This is a genomic window from Acinetobacter lactucae (genome assembly GCF_013122135.1).
Classification (GTDB): Bacteria; Pseudomonadota; Gammaproteobacteria; order Pseudomonadales; family Moraxellaceae; genus Acinetobacter; species Acinetobacter lactucae.
Genome location: NZ_CP053391.1, coordinates 2,168,260 through 2,185,040 on the forward strand (window position 1 = coordinate 2,168,260; position 16,781 = coordinate 2,185,040).

The window sequence follows — 16,781 nt, forward strand, 5'->3', positions numbered from 1 at the left end:
TTTATAAACTCTAAACTTGATCTTGCTGGTCTATTTCTAAAGGTTTAACTTCATCTTCGAGTCTTAACTGCGCAATGCCTTGCGTATTTACTAAAGTCTGTTGGACTTTAATTCGTTGAATCATCTTTTCAAGCACTTCTACTAATTCAGGATATTCATAATTTTGTACTTCTTCTAAATTAAGTACTAAATGAAACCCTTTATACTCATAGTCAAACCATTGCTGATGATCTGACTTATTTCCCGTATATTTCTCCATTACTTGCCATGTTTTGACTGCACCTTGAATACCTTTTAGATAAATCGGTGTTTTAGGAGCGCACAGGAAATCACTCTTAATTAATTGATAAGTATCATCTGAAATTAAAATCTCATCTATTTCCGCAGCATATTGCAAACGAGCCGCTAAATTCACATCACGGCCAACAATCGTATAAGCCATACGATGCGTTGCTCCATAATTTCCTACGTGGCAATAACCAGTACTAATCCCCATACGGATATGCAATGCTGAATAACCCATTTTTTTCCAACGCTCGCGCAGTAATTTCATTTGCTGACGCATAGCGATTGCCATTTCTACACAGGCTTTGGCATCTTGCTCTACACCTTGTGAATTTGGATCACCGAAAAATATGAGGATGGCATCCCCCATAAATTTATCGACCGTCGCTTCATATTGCTTTGCAATTTCAGTCATATGACTTAAATAATCATTAAGCAAAAATGCTAAATCATCTGGGATTAAAGTTTCTGATAACTCTGTAAAACCCTGAATATCAGAAAAAAACACCGTCATTTTTTTACGCTTATATTCAATTTTTGCTTCAGCCTCGCCGCGCATAATAGACTGCCACAATTGTAGTGGCGCATAACGGCTTAGCTGATTAGCAAAAGCAATATAACGGGTCATTTGGTCATAATAATGCTGACGCTGCTGACTAATTTTTTTAACCCAGCGATGCTGGTAATAATTTCCAATGGTAATAAACATAACCAACCCAAGAAGAGTTATTACTGTCAACTCTTGGCTAGTAGGCTCAAAATATGTATAAAAACCAAATAGGAAAAAAGTACTTAAATAAAAAATAATCGCGCCTAACAGACTCGTTAAACAAATGACTGCGAAAGAAATACGACTATTAATTGCTGAATAAAACAACGCAAAAAGTGCAATAAATGTAGGTACTAAATTAAGATGCAGACCTGCCAAAGTAACTGCTACCACAATTGCATCGATTGCAAAGAAGACACTTTTTTGAGTTTTTTTATCGAATTGGTACTGAAGCCAGTGTTCTAACTTCGAGCTAATAAAAAGCAGAAATAGGAAAAAAGGTGGAATATAGATCTGATAATTTGTATTAGGTGAGGTAAAAGCATAGATCACTAAAATTAATGACAGAATTGAATATCCCATCAAACGATGAAAATATGCAAACTGTTTAGGCTCTCTATCGATAAACCTCTCTAATTGCACCCTATCCTCCATACCTCAATGTAGCCACATTTCTATAAATGTGGCATTGCATTGATTTAGTCCATGCGCCAATCAAAAGGCATATCGCCTTGACCACGTAAAGCAAGCATAAGAGTTTGACGCATATGAGCCAGCACATCATTTGTATAAGGAACAGCAGGTGTACCCCAGACTGGTTTAGGCCATGCAACATCATTCTGGTAACGCACAACATGATGAAAATGCAATTGAGGCACCATATTCCCTAAGGCTGCAACATTCATTTTATCAGCACGGAATACACGAGATAGCTGGCTAGATAACCAACTTGATTCGCGCAAAAACTGTTCTTGGTCAGCTTGGCTCAACTCATATAATTCTGTGATTCCCGGCACACGAGGGATTAAAATCAGCCAAGGGAATTGCATATCATTCATTAAACGACATGTTGAAAGCGGAAAATCGCCTACAAAAAAAGTATCTTGAGCAAGTTGTGGATGCAAACTAAACATATCTTTTATAAATGACAATAAACAATAATGGCTAATACTATCACATCAGTTTTAATGTGAGTATTGCTAGTGTCTGGTTTGATTACAAATAACAATGATTTTATGCACTTATTCCCCGAATAGACCGAGAAATCGTGCATAAAATTCTGTTATCAATCTACAAAAGATTCTTGTTGAGTTGAAATCACTTTAAAACACGATTTAAGTATGTAATTCATTCAATAATTTCGCTAACAAATCATTAATAAATTGAATTCGTTTTTCCTGTTCTTCAAGCTGAACCATCACTTTTAAGCGCTGACCACCTTCCATACGATAATAGGTTGGATGTTTTTGCATAAGTTGAATAATACTAATGGCTTGAACAGGCGTATCAGGCGAAAATTCAATATTGCCCCCTTGAGTATTAATATCAATCTTAGTAATGCCTAGCTGTTCAGCTTTCAGTCTAATTTGGTGAACACTAAATAAATGTTTAACTGATTGCGGTGGAACTCCAAAACGATCAATCAGTTCCATACGGATATTGTCGAGCTTTTCTTGGGTATCTGTATTACTAATACGCTTATAAAATAATAAACGCTGATGCACGTCACCTAGATACTCATCTGGAATCAGTGCAGGAATGTGTAAATTAATTTCTGCAGTTAATGATAACGGTGCATCAAAATTCGGTGTTTTCCCTTGCTGAATTGCCTTGGTGGCTTTTTCAAGCATTTCCATATACAAGCTATATCCAATTGCCTGCATTGAACCACTTTGCTGCTCACCTAACAGCTCGCCTGCACCTCGAATTTCTAAATCTTCTGTAGCCAGCATAAAACCAGCACCGAGAGTTGAAGCACGTTGGATTGCATCTAGACGTTTTTCTGCATCACCTTTTAAATGCTTTATCGAAGGAACTAGTAAATAAGCATAGGCTTGGTGATGTGAGCGCCCTACACGGCCACGCAGTTGGTGTAATTGAGCTAGACCAAGTTTGTCAGCTCTTTCGATCAAAATGGTGTTGGCATTTGGAACATCAATTCCGGTTTCGATAATGGTTGAGCATACCAATACATTGTATTCTTTGTGATAGAACTGTTGCATGACTTGCTCAAGTTCTCTTTCCCTCATTTGTCCGTGAGCCACTGCTACACGAGCTTCAGGTACAAGCACACGAATATTTTCAGCAGCTCTTTCAATCGTATCAACTTCATTGTGCAAGAAATATACTTGTCCACCACGTAATAATTCACGCAAAATGGCTTCTTTAATAGACGCTTCGGTATGTTCTTGTACAAAGGTCTTAACAGCTAAACGACGGGCTGGCGGTGTAGCAATGATAGATAAATCACGCATTCCCGAAAAAGCCATATTAAGCGTACGAGGAATTGGTGTTGCTGTAAGTGTCAACATATCAACATCTGCACGTAATGCTTTAATACGCTCTTTATCACGCACTCCAAAACGGTGTTCTTCGTCGACCACCATTAATCCTAGATCTTTAAACTGTACATTTTCTTGTAAAAGTTTATGGGTACCCACCACAATATCGACTTTACCTTCAGCAAGGTCTTCAATATTTTTCGTATGCGTTTTATTTGAACCAAAGCGTGAGAGTACTTCAATACGAACAGGCCAGTCAGCAAAGCGGTCTTTAAAAGACTCATAATGCTGTTGAGCAAGTAATGTTGTCGGCACTAAAACAGCAACCTGTTTACCATTTTGTACCGCAACAAATGCTGCACGCATCGCAACTTCAGTTTTACCAAAACCAACATCACCACAAACAAGTCGGTCCATCGGTTTAGCTTGTTGCATATCATAAAGCGTCGCTTCAATAGCATTGGCCTGATCAAGTGTTTCTTCATACGCAAATCCACTCGCAAATTGCATATAAAGCGACTGATCTATTTCAAAACCAAAGCCTGGTTTTGACTGACGACGTGCTTGTATATGTAACAACTCTGCTGCAACATCATGAATTTGTTCTAAAGCTTTACGTTTCGCCTTACTCCACGCATCAGTTCCAATTTTATGTAATGGTGCTAAGTCCGGATCTCCACCACTGTAACGACTAATAAGATGTAAATTCGTTACAGGAACATAAACTTTTGCCTCTTCAGCATAGTCTAGTTGCAAGAATTCATAATCTTGCCCTTCAATTGCTAAAGTAATTAACCCAGCATAACGCCCTACGCCATGGTCAATATGAACAACAGGAGCACCTATACTTAATTCGGTCAAACTACGAATTAAGAACTCTTCTGAAACTTCTTGCTGACGTTTACGACGACGTTGGACTACCCGATGTTCATATAACTGATTTTCTGAAATAACAGACAATTGATCGGTTAAAAGTAACCCACGGTCTAATGGCGCATTAGTAATCGCAATCGCGAACTGACTTTTCTGGAACTGCTCAAAACTATCTACGTTAGGAATATCGCCCAGACTGGCACGCAAACCATCTCTTAAACTTTCACGACGACCAGCACTTTCTGCAACCAATAAAACAGGATGATTTGCTTCATCAATATATTTTTTAACTACCGCAAATGGTTTGTCTTTTTTCGGATCAACCGGCAACTTAGGTGGTTGCTCAACCTTAAGATTTAGAGCCCCAGCTTTTTCTTCAACTGCTTCAGCGCTCACAAGCATACGTGGGAACTGATTTAAGGCACTAAGCAAGTGGTTTGGTGCAATAAATAACTCATCAGGTGGGAGAATTGGCTGGTCTGCGTTATGACGTCTATCTTCATATCTGCGGAAAACTTCTTTCCAAAAACTGGTTAAATCAGTATCTACATCATCAGTTGTAATTACAATGCAATTCTTTGGTAAATACGTTGTTAGTGTACTTTGAGCTTGCATTTGGGTTTTATCAAAAAATAACGGTAAATAAAACTCAATGCCCGGAGATGCAATTCCATCAAGAACATCTTGGTAAATTGGATTTTTCTTAGGATTTGCGGTCGGAAAAAGTTCAGAGTAACGGTCTCTAAAAATTGAACGAGCTTCTTTTAGTGGAAACTCTTTTGCTGGTAAGACTGTAAAACTTTTTAAAGCAGTTGTTGTTCTTTGCGTTTCTGGATCAAAGAATTTTAAAGTATCAATTTCATCATCAAACAGGTCAATACGGATAGGTGCTTCCTGTCCTGATGCAAAAATGTCCATAATGCTACCACGTACGGCAAACTCACCATGGTCATAAACCGTATCTACTAAATGATAGCCAGCTTGTACCAAACGTAGCTTCTGTTGTTCTAAATCAAATTTTTGCCCTACACGAATATCAAAATGCTCACCTAAAACCCAAGAATATGGTGCAACTCTTTGAGCTAAAGTGTTTGCTGAAATAAGCAATACACCTTTTTGCGGCATATTGGATAAAATCGCGAGTCGTTCTGAAACAATATCTTGATGAGGTGACAAGCGGTCATACGGTAAAATCTCCCAATCTGGGAAAATTGTCGGTTTGATGCCATAAAATTCAAGTTCACTTTCTAACTGAGCAACATGTTGGTTATTTCGAGCTACGACAACGAGCAAAGATGAATGCTGAATCGCAATTTCTTTGAACAATAATGCAGCAGATGAACCTAATAACGACCCTACCCAACGCTTTTCACCGGCTTTGAGCTGTTGTAAATTCAATTGAGAGATTTCTTGTTGAAACATGTATATGGCTTTTATCAGCTAAGAAGATATGAGCTCAATAGTAGCATGATGTTTTTAGTGAAATGAGTTATTTTTTTGAAAATCAAACTACTAGTTAGCCCTACTTTTTATATTTTTTAATCAATCAACTATGATTATTTATCACGCAAAAATAAAACGTAATATTGATTTAAAATTTGTATAATCGCTTTGAGTTGAAGTAGCTTTTCTTGAGTATTTTCCAATCTTGCAACATAGCGCTGTGTTGCGATTTCTAGATCAATCTTTTCATTAATTTGTGGCGTAATTAAAAATAACTTTTGAAGATTATCAAAATTCTGTAATTTACGGTTTGAGAAATACTCAAGATGCTCTGACCACTTCTGATTAATCACTACATCATTAATGATAGGTCCACGTTCAGAATCAAATTTTAATTGATTCTCTTCCAAGTAAATTTTTTCAGGTGTCTCTTTCGAGTCTTGAAAAAGCTGCGTTATCTTTTTAAACATTTCACCACATCATATTTATTTCAATTTAAATAATGGAGGTAATCTAGTCACTCCCATTATTTAAGTCTTCTAAATTAACGATTATTCATCGCCTAAATCATCAAGAAAATCTACAGTCGGTACAAAAAATAAAGTACCTGTTTGAGCAGTACTAAAGTCAAGTAACCGATCTAGGTTACCATGCTCATTGCCTAAAAACATGTTCTCAAGCATTTGTCGGGTTGTACTAAATTTACGAGAGTAGCCAATAAAGAATGTGCCATATTCATTTCTAGAAGGATTTGAAAAAGGCATATTAGCTCTCATAATTTTAAGTTCATTACCTTCTGCATCATGAGCTTTACTAACGACATTATGAGCAGTTAAAGGTTTTTCATCATCGCCGAGCTCAACATCATTGAACTTTTTACGGCCAATCACTTTTTCTTGTTCTTCATCAGTTAATGAACGCCATTTATCCATATCATGTGTATATTTTTGGATAAAAGCATAACTTCCCCCGATAAAATCAGGGTCTTCATCACCTACTAACGCCCACTGCGCTGCAATAACGGGTTCAGGGTTCTCCGTTCCATCCACAAAGCCAATAATTGCACGCCCGTCAAAATAACGGAAACCATGAACTTCATCAATTGGATAAGTTACCTTACCAAGCTGTTGATTAATTATATTGCCCAGCTCGTAACATAAAGTCTGACGATCAGCACGAATATGAAAAAATAAATCACCTGGAGTTGATACAGCCGTGTATTTCGGACCTCTAATTTCTTGAAATGGTTGTAACTCTTGAGGCTTGGATTGCTCTGGAAATAATATATCCCATGCATTGGAGCTAAAACCTAAAGTAGCATTAAATTTACTATCTGGATAACGATTAGTTAAACTTCTGGTTAGTGCTGAAAAATTAGCAGCAAAATCTTTTACTTTTTCTATTACAGAATCACCTTGAGCTAGTCCCAATACAATAAATAATGCATTTTCACCAGGAGCACTCGTTACAGGTTGAATTCTCATACATTCCATGAAATATGCCTTTTTAGGTATTTAACCTCGTTAATTTAGCATATTCACTTTCTTTTCATACATACCTTCATAAAATCTTATGTTCATAAGAGTTTAAGTAAAACTCCTTAAACTGTTACTCAGATTAAACTTAATTAATGTCCGTACTGCTTTTTTAAATATTTTACGATTTGAGCAGATTCAAACATCTTCACTCCCGTATTTGGATCTACCAAATATGGCACTTGCATTTTGCCTTGCATAATAGGCAACAGCTTTTCTCTTTTCCCACCTTTTAAAGGTATGTATTTACCTGGTTTTAAGCGAAGAATAGCAGGTCCCATATCTTGCCATCTCTCTTTTGCCACATTATGCAAAATATATGGAAGCTCAAGTTCACAGAGTAGACTTCTTACAATTCGAGAATAAGGACTTGCTTCAAAACTCCATAACTCAAGTTTTTGCTCTGGTACAGCTCTATCAATAATTTTTTTATTTATCCAAACACCGCGGGCTCCATTTAATATAGTTCCAGCAACTGCAACATAAGGCATGTTTGGGTAACTCGAAAATTTCTGCGGTGTTTTCCCTGTCTTACCATAATGCTTAAATAAATGATGAATAATATCCTGTGATTCATATAGCTGATCGCCAGTATTTTCATCAATTAAAAATGGAAACTGTAATTTGCCACCTTTCTCTTTTACAACTGAACGATACTTTGTTCCACCTTTAGGACATGGATAAATTTCTACGTCCAGATTCAAAAGTGTAATCACTTCACGAACACGACGGCAAAATGGTGAACCTTCAAATTCATATAGTTTCAAAGCTTTTAAAGGTTGTTGTGGAAATGCTGTTCCTGAAACACCTCTACCACCTTCAGCAATTGCAGATACAACTGCTTGAAGTACTTTAATTTGATGAATCACCATCATGCCTTCCTTTATATTAGAGAATTAGACTAATTTTTCTTTTGCTATCACAATCCCATTATTATCCGCATAGATAAAATTACCAGATTGAATTGTGACTCCACCAAAATACAAATTAATATCTACCTCACCAATGCCCTTACGATTACTTTTTTGCGGAATTGCAGCCAATGCATGTACGCCTAAATCTAAGGTTGCAAGCGCATCTACATCTCGTACACAACCGTAAATCACGACACCATTCCAATTGTTTTTAACTGCTGACTCAGCAATTAAATCACCCATGAGTGCACAGCGCATAGATGCACCACCATCCACAACTAAGACTTTATCTGTACCATCTGTTGCCAATAACTCTTTTACACGTGAGTTATCTTCAAAGCACTTTACTGTTACAACCTGCCCCCCAAAAGTTTTACGTGCTCCATAACTTTGAAAGAACTTGCCATCCATTGATGGAATTACAACCTGTAAGTCTTTATCAGGGTTATCATCTAATAAATCACATGTTACAAATGGTACTGTCGACACTTTAATACTCCCTTATCGAGTTTGTTGTATGTTCAGATTATCATATCGTTTAAAGGCTTCAATTTGCGTTAGCGCCGCTATGACCATCGTATGAGCCAATTGCTCCGCAGTTACGGGCTTATATTTGAATGGTTTTTGCAATTTATTCTCAATAAATTTAAAAATACTTTGTCCTAAGTCTTCAAGAAACCGTACATCGCTGCGTTTACCAATCAGTAAAGACGGTCTAAAAATAGATAGTTTTTCGAGTTCTAAACTCTCAATATAATCTTCTAACTGTCCTTTCACTTTATTATAGAAAATTGGAGAATTTGCATTTGCGCCAAGGGCACTCACTAGCAATAGATGAATATGTTTATCTTGTACTAAATCTGCTAAATGAGCATTGATTTCATAATCCACCGCATAAAAAGCCTGTTTTGAACCAGCCACTTTTAATGTTGTTCCCAGACAGCTAAATGCATGGGTATGGCCACTCACATCTTCGTCATTGAGCAGTAAAAAATCTTCTATAACGAGTTGAGTAACTTTTTTATATGTATTAAGTAGTTGTGATTCTTTTCTTACCACAACAGTAATCGCTTCAAATTCTGGTGTTTGCTCAAGCTGTTCGACAAGAGCCAAACCCACCAGTCCTGTAGCACCTATCACAATTGCTTTTTTAGTACTTATAGTCATTTTTTATCCAACCCTCTGTAAGTTTGTATCAAATTTAACCTTTTCTTACCTTTTTAGCAGCCCCTAAAACCGCTTAAAATGCTCGCAAGGCTTGACTTCACGGTGTTGATTCATCACAATATGGCACTTGTTTACGGGCTGGTGATGGTTACATCAGTTTACTGAATTGACCACAGCCCGCCCAGACCAACTTATTTTCAAGGAGTGCAAGAGTGGCAAACTCTGCTCAAGCTAAAAAACGTGCGCGTCAAAACGTTACAGCGCGTAAACACAACGCAAGCTTGCGTTCTATGGTTCGTACCTACATCAAACGTACTTTAAGTGCAATCGCTGGTGGTGATTATGCTGTTGCTACAGAAGCTTACAAAAAAGCTGTTCCTGTAATCGACCGCATGGCTGATAAAGGCATCATCCACAAAAATAAAGCTGCTCGTCATAAGAGCCGTTTAAATGCTCAAGTTAAAGCGTTAGCTAACTAATTTGAACATATAAAAAAAGCCCAATAGGGCTTTTTTTATTATCTATCGTTTTTTGAGCTTATAGCACTTTATGAAATTTAGCCACATTCAGCTCATAGGCCTTTCCTCTCCAAATCCATTTTAATTTACAATTTGGAAACTCTTCACCTTCAAACCATACAAATAATCCTTCCATCATTTCCGGCCAGTCTTCTTTGTTAATTTTATTCTCACCAGAAATTACAGCAACAATGGCTGCAATAATCGTGTCATGACTGACGGCTAAACTAAGGCCACCTTTAGTTTTAGGATGCGTCCGGTAAATAAGCTCTAATACATCTAAAACACCAGTAATAGGATGTTTCATGCCTGGTAATGCATTATTTACAAAACTATTAATAAAACCTAAAGCACCCTGCTTTTTAAAATAAGGAGCAGCTTGTTGTATATCCAAGACAAAGCTACCCGGTTCAACAAGTAGCCCTTGCTCAATAATTTCAATTGTATGCGTATTAGGTTGAGGGCTTACATCATCAGCCCCTTCAATCATGAGCGCAGCCGTATCAACACAGCGTTGTATGGGACTTGAAATACAATGCTGAATAACACGATCTGTATTTTTGATTAAATAATTACCCCATGCCTGCGCAAGCTCACGCCCCTGAGGAGTAAGTTGGAGATCATATCCAGCCAAGCCCTGCCCATCTACAAGTTCTCTTAAAGAATGGCGTGTAAATAAGGTTAAAGGAGTTGAAGCATCGGGCAATAAATCAATTGCTTCAAACATACTTTTAGGCAATAAATCGAGTGCCATTTTTATCTTGTCATCTTTTTTCAATACTTTGCCACTATAACATGTCTGGCATAACTCTCAATCTATAACACCTGATTGGTCTAAAGCTTCAAATGCTATTTTTTTACTTTCCTCATCACGAAAAGCGATAAAGCCCTTATTTAAAACCGTATTTCTTTGGTTATATTCAAAAGGCTTCCCATCCAGAGTAAGTAAGCCGCCGCCTATACTTTCTAATAGCCCTTGACCTGAACTTGTGTCCCATTCAGAAGTAGGATGAAAGCGTGGGTAAATATCTATTTCACCTTCTAGCATCATACAAAACTTGTAGGCGCTCCCAGCTTCTCGTCGAATAATGCGATGTTCTTTTTCAATAGGTTGTATAAATTTTTGGTATTTTGGATTTTTACTGCCGTGACTAAGTCCTATTTGTATAGGTGCATCTAGCGAAGTTGAACTAACCTGATATTGATACCACTGTTGTTGGCTAAAGCTATATTTAAAAGGTAAATCTTGCAGATATCCTAAGTACACAACTTGTTCACATGGCACAGCAATAACTGAGAAAACCGTTTCTTTGCCCTTGATTAAACTTAAGTTGATCGTAAATTCATCACGCTCATGTATAAATTCTTTGGTTCCATCAAGTGGATCTAACATCCAACAAGCAGACCATTCATGTCGAGCACTATAATCACTTTCTTCAGACAATACTGGCAACTCTGGAGTAATTTCCGCAAGATGTTTTAATAAGAATTTATTTACCTTTAGATCTGCTTGGGTTACAGGAGAATCATCTTGCTTTTCATGAATAGTAAACTCATAACCCGCAGAATAGTTTTGATATTCTTCTAGTAAAATCTGGCTCGCCTTTTCCAAAATAGGCAGAAGTTGATTAATTAAATTATCTTGTGGGTGTGTAGTTGTTATAAACATAAATGTGCTCTACATAGTTTCACTTCTATTATAGGTGAATTATGAACAATTCAATATTCGCCAACAGTTTGATTTACTAAAATAGTAATTTATCTTAATCATAAGGATCGTTGCTTTCCGCATAGGCTGTAAAGTTAATATGAATAATTATAATGTTTATAAAAGCTTTTATTCCGTACAAAAAGCAATCTATAAGTTATGAAAAATAAACAACTTAAATCAGATTTATCCATTTCCTTTTCATATATTTCTTGGTATGTTCAAAGACACAATAACAAGATGGAAGAAAGTGCACATGATGCTATATGGATATCATTTCTCGACAATAGAACATAACTGGGAAGACCTTAAGCCCTTAACTGAGTTTCTACAAACCTTTGCAGATGATGATGGTGATGTTTCGACAAGCGATAAAGAATCTCTTAAAGAAATCATAGCAAAATCTGATACTGCTTTGGCTCTAGCAAGAGAAATGGGTTGGGATGGCAGTTATACAGGTTGTCCTTATCTATTCTGGTTACCAAGTAAAAATAGCCAATCTTTTGAATATGGCTTTGTATTTAAACAGACCTCAGATAATACAACTTTTGTGATTTCACCGATTGAATTGAACTATTTAGCCGAAGATTCTGAGGTACAAACATTAAGTAAAAATATTGAATAAGTGATATAGGTTATTGATTCAAACTTGAGATCAATAACCTCATCTTAATGGTAAGTAAGTTAGTCAAACATACTTAACTGTGGCGTAGGTTTTATAATTTTCTCTTTGGGGACATGAGAGCACTCAAACTCTTCAACTGGAAAACCTTCAATAAAACTGGAAATATCAGGCGTTTCTAAGCTTAACCATTCATCTAAACGATCATGTGGAATCACAATAACTGATCGTTTAACATCGCCTGGCTCGTGAAAATCTTTCATCATAGGATGGTCGATGGCATCCATGGTCAACATGCTTGCAGAACGAATAACGGTTTCATTTATTTTACAAATTTCATAGATTGCTGCGATGAAAAAAGCCTGCCCATCTTTACGGCGAACACCCCACCGCTCGGGTTTATCATTTATATACTTACTTTCATAAAATTCGGTCACTGGAATCACACCAAATTTACATTTAAGAGCAGCTTCTTGAAAACTCGGTTTTTGGAAAATAGTCTCATGACGGGCATTGTAGGTATGTTTTGCTATATTTGTATCTTCGGTCCATTTTGGAACCAATCCAAACATCACCTCACGCCATTCAAGCCCTTGTGGTGATTTGAATAATAGTGGCATTGTTCCCGCAGGATAAACCTCTTCGGCATAGCTAAAGCCAACCACAGGCAACTGAAGTTGCTGTAATTGAGCAAGCGTTAAAGGTTTAAAGTTGGCACACATAGCAAGAATAAAATACTCTATCTTTACTTCTGTTATTTTATAAGCATTTAGACAATAAACCAAATAAAAAGGCACTCGAAAGTGCCTTTAACGACATAACTTTACGCTCAAGAAATATGCTGAATTCCTTGAGGAATTGCCTGTAATAGACGTTTAGTATAATCATGTTGAGGATGTGCATAGAGCTCATCTGAGTTAGCAATTTCAACAACCTCGCCATGATTCATGACCATAACTTGGTCAGAGATGTACTTCACCACCGATAAGTCATGTGAAATAAAGATATAACTCAGTCCAAACTCATCTTGTAAGTCCTGCAATAAATTAAGTACTTGTGCCTGTACAGATACATCAAGTGCAGAAACAGATTCATCACAAATTAAAATTTCAGGCTTTAGCGTTAAACAGCGTGCAATGGCAATACGTTGACGTTGACCACCCGAGAACTCATGGGGATATCGGTAGTAAGCCTGCTCATGCAAATTGACTCGCTCAAGCAGTCCAAGCGCAATTTGTTTACGCTCTGCATCATCTTTACCAATGTTATGAATTTGCATAGGTTCTAATAAAATCTGTCCAATGGTAAAACGTGGATTAAGTGAAGCATATGGGTTTTGAAAGATGATCTGGATTTTCCGTTGATATTTAGCAAACTCTTTTTCAGTTAATGAAAGAATATCTTTACCTTCGATGAAAGCCTGCCCACCAGATGCTTGATGTAAGCGCATGAGTAATAGTCCAACAGTCGTTTTACCTGAACCTGACTCACCGACTAAACCCAAAGTTTTTCCCTTAGCCAGCTTAAAAGAAACTCCTTTTATGGCCTGAAACTCTTCTTTGCCGAATAGACCTTTACGGCTATAAAAGCTTTTTTTCAGGTCTTTTACTTCTAAGATGATTTTCTCATCACCAATTAAACCACGTTTGCGCTCGGGAATTTCTGAGACATCAAAACTTTGTTCGACCAATACATCGTCTTCTTGACGCATAAAATCGCTCGTCACAGGCAAACGATAAGGTCGTTGTGACATTTGCGGGCGACAGTAAAGTAACGCTCTCGTATATACATCTTTAGGCTGTTCTAAAACCTGTTCAGCAGCACCTTGCTCTCTAATCTCACCATGACGCATTACAATGACTTTATCTGCAATTTCACCGACCAATGCTAAATCGTGGGTAATAAAAAGCATCGACATTTGACGACGTTTACGCAATGACTCGAGTAAATCAATAATCTGTTTTTGAATCGTGACATCAAGTGCAGTGGTTGGTTCATCAGCAATAAGCAGTTTAGGTTCACATGCAATCGCCATAGCAATCATGACACGTTGCTGCTGACCACCTGAAAGTTGATTTGGATAAGCATCAATTTTAGTTTCAGGTGAAGGTATACCTACTTCTTTAAGCAACTCTAAAACGCGTTGTCGGGCTTGTTTACGGCTCAATCCCATATGCAAACACAACACTTCCGCAATTTGATTGCCAACCGTAAAAACAGGATTTAATGATGACATAGGCTCCTGAAAAATCATGGCAATATCTTTGCCACAAATTTTCCGCATCTCTGTACGAGATAAGCTGAGCAAGTCTTTTCCTTCAAATATAATTTTACTTTGCTCATCAATTTTACTCTGACCTATAGGCAGTAATCCCATAGTTGCCAAAGAAGTAACCGATTTGCCGCTACCCGACTCACCTACTAAAGCAACCGTGGTGTTTGCAGGAATATCAAAGCTAATTCCCTTTACGGTTTCAATATATTGTTTATCTTCACCTTTAAAACTTACTCGTAAATTTTTAACATGCAGCAATGGCGCATTCTGATTTTCTTGTTCGATCATTTTGGTCTTCCTCTTATTTTAGTTTTGGATCTAAGGCATCACGAAGTGCATCAGTAAACATTGAAAATGCCGTTACCAAAACAGCCATCGCGATAGAGGCTGCCACAAGCTGCCACCACTTACCTAAAAGAAGTTCACTTTGTGCTTCATTTAACATGCTTCCCCAAGACACTACGCCTACTGGCACACCAAAACCTAAGAAACTCAAGATGACCTCAGATTTAATGAAAGACACCACCAGAATTGACATCTGGACTAAAGCAATATGGCTAACATTAGGAAAAATATGAATGAACATACGACGGAAGTGTCCAACACCAATTGCTTTAGCAGCAAGAACGTACTCGCGTGCAGTATGTTTCATATATTCGGCACGAACTAAACGGTAAACACCTGTCCAACCCGTTAAACCTAAAATCAGAACAATAGATAAAATGCCTTTTTGTTGAAGTACGGCAGCAATAGCAAGGACTAATAATAAATATGGAATTGAGGTAAAAATGTTATAAAACCAGTTGAGAATATCATCGACCCAACCACCGAAATATCCAGAAATTGCACCTAAAAGTGTGCCGATACCTACCGCAAGTAAAGCAGATATCACCCCAACAATGATTGAGGTTTCAGCACCTTTAATGGTTTTTTTAAGGACGTCTTGTCCCCATTTGTCAGCTCCCAATATAAGTGTGCTTTTAAGTTCACTCTGCTGATCAAGTAAATGTCCTCCCAGTTGTTGATCAATGGCCTTCATATCATCAGCTAATGGGTCCACTACACCATAATAATCAATCGCGCTTCCAGAACTCTTTTCTTGTTTAATTTCAGCCTTAAGTTGGTGAATTACATCTTTTAAAGGATCGACAGGATTTTCCGGTAATTCCTCATCTACAGCGGCCGTATTTTTCAAAGCTTCAGTTGTCTTGTCTGCCCCTATAAATGTCGGTGGAGCGTAACTTACAGCAACTTCTTTATTCCAGTCAGATGCAATCACACCAGTCATTGATAGAAGCAAGATAATAAAATAAAGCAATACAATCACTAGCGATGACATCGCGATCTTGTCGGCCCGAAGACGTCGCATGGCAAGTTTCCACAGACCAGATGAATGAGCTTCGGCTTTTGTTTGTTGTTTTCTTTTTGATAAAACGCTCAGCATAGCCCACCTACTTCAACTGTACACGTGGATCAACCACTTTGTAGACCAAATCGGCAATCAGGTTAAAAATCATGGTTGCAGCTGCGATGTAAACTGTAATTGCTTTAATAACAGGAAAATCACTCCGCTCAACTGCAATAATGACCTCTCGACCAATCCCGGGAATGCCAAAAAAACGTTCAATTAAAAATGCGCCTATGAGCAATGCAGGTAAAGTTGACATCACATCGGTAATAATGGGAATTGAAGCATTACGCAGTACATGTACACCTAAAATTCGGCTTTCACCTATACCTTTAGCACGTGCTGTTCGAACATAATCCTGATTAATTTCATCAAGCACAAAGCTACGATATAAACGTAACGTTGGTGCAATACTTACCACCAGCATGATTAGAATTGGTAGTAAGGCAAACTTAAATAAATTATCAGTAAAAGTATCACTCCAGCCTTGTACAGGAAACCAACTTAGTTGATAAGCCAGAACATATTGAAAAACAATAATGTAAACTAAAATACTAATCGACATGCCGATAGTACATAGCATCATAACCATACGGTCGGTTAGAGAGCCTCGTACCGCGGCAACAGCTAATGCCAAGATAATTGAAATAACGGTCTGTAAAATAGTCAGTGGAATTAGAAGAGTGAGCGACGGTCCTAATCGAGTTAAAATAATTTGAGAAACAGGTTCACCAGTACTCCAGCTCGCACCATAATCAAAAGTCAGTATTTGTTTAATGAAAATCCAGAGCTGAACGTAATACGGCTGATCGACACCTAGCTGTTTACGAATGTTTTCGATCTGCTCAGGATTAGACATCTTGCCCGCTAAAATATAAGCAGGGTCTCCACCTACCCAGTTAAAAAGAATAAAAATAAGTAAGACTACCCCCAACATGGTTGGAATCATCTGCCATAAACGCCGAATAACATATGCCAGCAT

At 37.5% G+C, this 16,781-nt stretch carries 16 protein-coding genes; 2 read left to right on the forward strand and 14 right to left on the reverse strand.

The window, feature by feature from the left end; translation table 11 throughout:
• Window positions 1-10: 10 nt before the first annotated feature.
• The 8 genes from HLV59_RS10070 to HLV59_RS10105 all read right to left on the reverse strand — a co-directional run bounded on the left by HLV59_RS10070 (window position 11) and on the right by HLV59_RS10105 (window position 9,268).
• Window positions 11-1,477, reverse strand: coding sequence for an adenylate/guanylate cyclase domain-containing protein (locus HLV59_RS10070; protein ID WP_016145135.1), 1,467 nt, complete (start codon window positions 1,475-1,477; stop codon window positions 11-13).
• Window positions 1,478-1,533: 56 nt separating this feature from the next.
• On the reverse strand, window positions 1,534-1,968 hold the full coding sequence (locus tag HLV59_RS10075) for an HIT domain-containing protein (protein ID WP_002117900.1): 435 nt from the start codon (window positions 1,966-1,968) through the stop codon (window positions 1,534-1,536).
• Window positions 1,969-2,169: 201 nt separating this feature from the next.
• Complete coding sequence (mfd, locus tag HLV59_RS10080) at window positions 2,170-5,631, reverse strand: transcription-repair coupling factor (protein WP_016145134.1); 3,462 nt, start codon at window positions 5,629-5,631, stop codon at window positions 2,170-2,172.
• Between the two features lie 134 nt (window positions 5,632-5,765).
• Window positions 5,766-6,122, reverse strand: a complete 357-nt coding sequence (locus HLV59_RS10085) for a hypothetical protein (RefSeq protein WP_016145133.1) — start codon at window positions 6,120-6,122, stop codon at window positions 5,766-5,768.
• Window positions 6,123-6,203: 81 nt separating this feature from the next.
• Window positions 6,204-7,136, reverse strand: a complete 933-nt coding sequence (locus tag HLV59_RS10090) for a Dyp-type peroxidase (RefSeq protein WP_025470601.1) — start codon at window positions 7,134-7,136, stop codon at window positions 6,204-6,206.
• Window positions 7,137-7,279: 143 nt separating this feature from the next.
• Window positions 7,280-8,062, reverse strand: coding sequence for a glutathione S-transferase N-terminal domain-containing protein (locus HLV59_RS10095; RefSeq protein WP_171429883.1), 783 nt, complete (start codon window positions 8,060-8,062; stop codon window positions 7,280-7,282).
• Between the two features lie 21 nt (window positions 8,063-8,083).
• Entirely contained in the window at window positions 8,084-8,590 is a 507-nt protein-coding gene (gene rraA / locus HLV59_RS10100) for a ribonuclease E activity regulator RraA (protein ID WP_171429884.1), read from the reverse strand.
• 12 nt (window positions 8,591-8,602) lie between these two features.
• The gene (locus HLV59_RS10105) at window positions 8,603-9,268 is read right to left on the reverse strand and encodes an NAD(P)H-binding protein (protein WP_171429885.1); all 666 of its coding nucleotides are present in this window, start codon (window positions 9,266-9,268) and stop codon (window positions 8,603-8,605) included.
• A 212-nt stretch (window positions 9,269-9,480) separates the two neighbouring features.
• Between HLV59_RS10105 and rpsT the strand changes: the two genes are divergently transcribed.
• Window positions 9,481-9,747, forward strand: a complete 267-nt coding sequence (gene rpsT, locus HLV59_RS10110) for a 30S ribosomal protein S20 (protein ID WP_002117906.1) — start codon at window positions 9,481-9,483, stop codon at window positions 9,745-9,747.
• 58 nt (window positions 9,748-9,805) lie between these two features.
• Here the strand turns inward: rpsT and HLV59_RS10115 are convergent, their stop codons facing one another.
• Both HLV59_RS10115 and HLV59_RS10120 read right to left on the reverse strand, forming a co-directional pair.
• Window positions 9,806-10,540: a histidine phosphatase family protein gene (locus HLV59_RS10115; RefSeq protein ID WP_171429886.1), complete on the reverse strand. Its 735-nt coding sequence runs from the start codon at window positions 10,538-10,540 to the stop codon at window positions 9,806-9,808.
• Between the two features lie 57 nt (window positions 10,541-10,597).
• Window positions 10,598-11,455 (reverse strand): 3'(2'),5'-bisphosphate nucleotidase CysQ family protein, encoded by an 858-nt coding sequence (locus HLV59_RS10120; RefSeq protein WP_171429887.1) that lies wholly within the window; start codon window positions 11,453-11,455, stop codon window positions 10,598-10,600.
• Window positions 11,456-11,750: 295 nt separating this feature from the next.
• Between HLV59_RS10120 and HLV59_RS10125 the strand changes: the two genes are divergently transcribed.
• Window positions 11,751-12,119, forward strand: a complete 369-nt coding sequence (locus HLV59_RS10125; RefSeq protein WP_171429888.1) for a hypothetical protein — start codon at window positions 11,751-11,753, stop codon at window positions 12,117-12,119.
• 59 nt (window positions 12,120-12,178) lie between these two features.
• Here the strand turns inward: HLV59_RS10125 and HLV59_RS10130 are convergent, their stop codons facing one another.
• From HLV59_RS10130 to HLV59_RS10145, 4 genes are all read right to left on the reverse strand, one after another.
• A complete protein-coding gene (locus HLV59_RS10130) occupies window positions 12,179-12,838 on the reverse strand; it encodes an SOS response-associated peptidase family protein (protein WP_171430610.1) in 660 nt (219 codons plus the stop codon).
• 107 nt (window positions 12,839-12,945) lie between these two features.
• Window positions 12,946-14,679 (reverse strand): ABC transporter ATP-binding protein, encoded by a 1,734-nt coding sequence (locus HLV59_RS10135; RefSeq protein WP_171429889.1) that lies wholly within the window; start codon window positions 14,677-14,679, stop codon window positions 12,946-12,948.
• 13 nt (window positions 14,680-14,692) lie between these two features.
• Entirely contained in the window at window positions 14,693-15,835 is a 1,143-nt protein-coding gene (locus tag HLV59_RS10140; protein ID WP_171429890.1) for an ABC transporter permease, read from the reverse strand.
• Between the two features lie 7 nt (window positions 15,836-15,842).
• Window positions 15,843-16,781, reverse strand: a complete 939-nt coding sequence (locus tag HLV59_RS10145; RefSeq protein ID WP_171429891.1) for an ABC transporter permease — start codon at window positions 16,779-16,781, stop codon at window positions 15,843-15,845.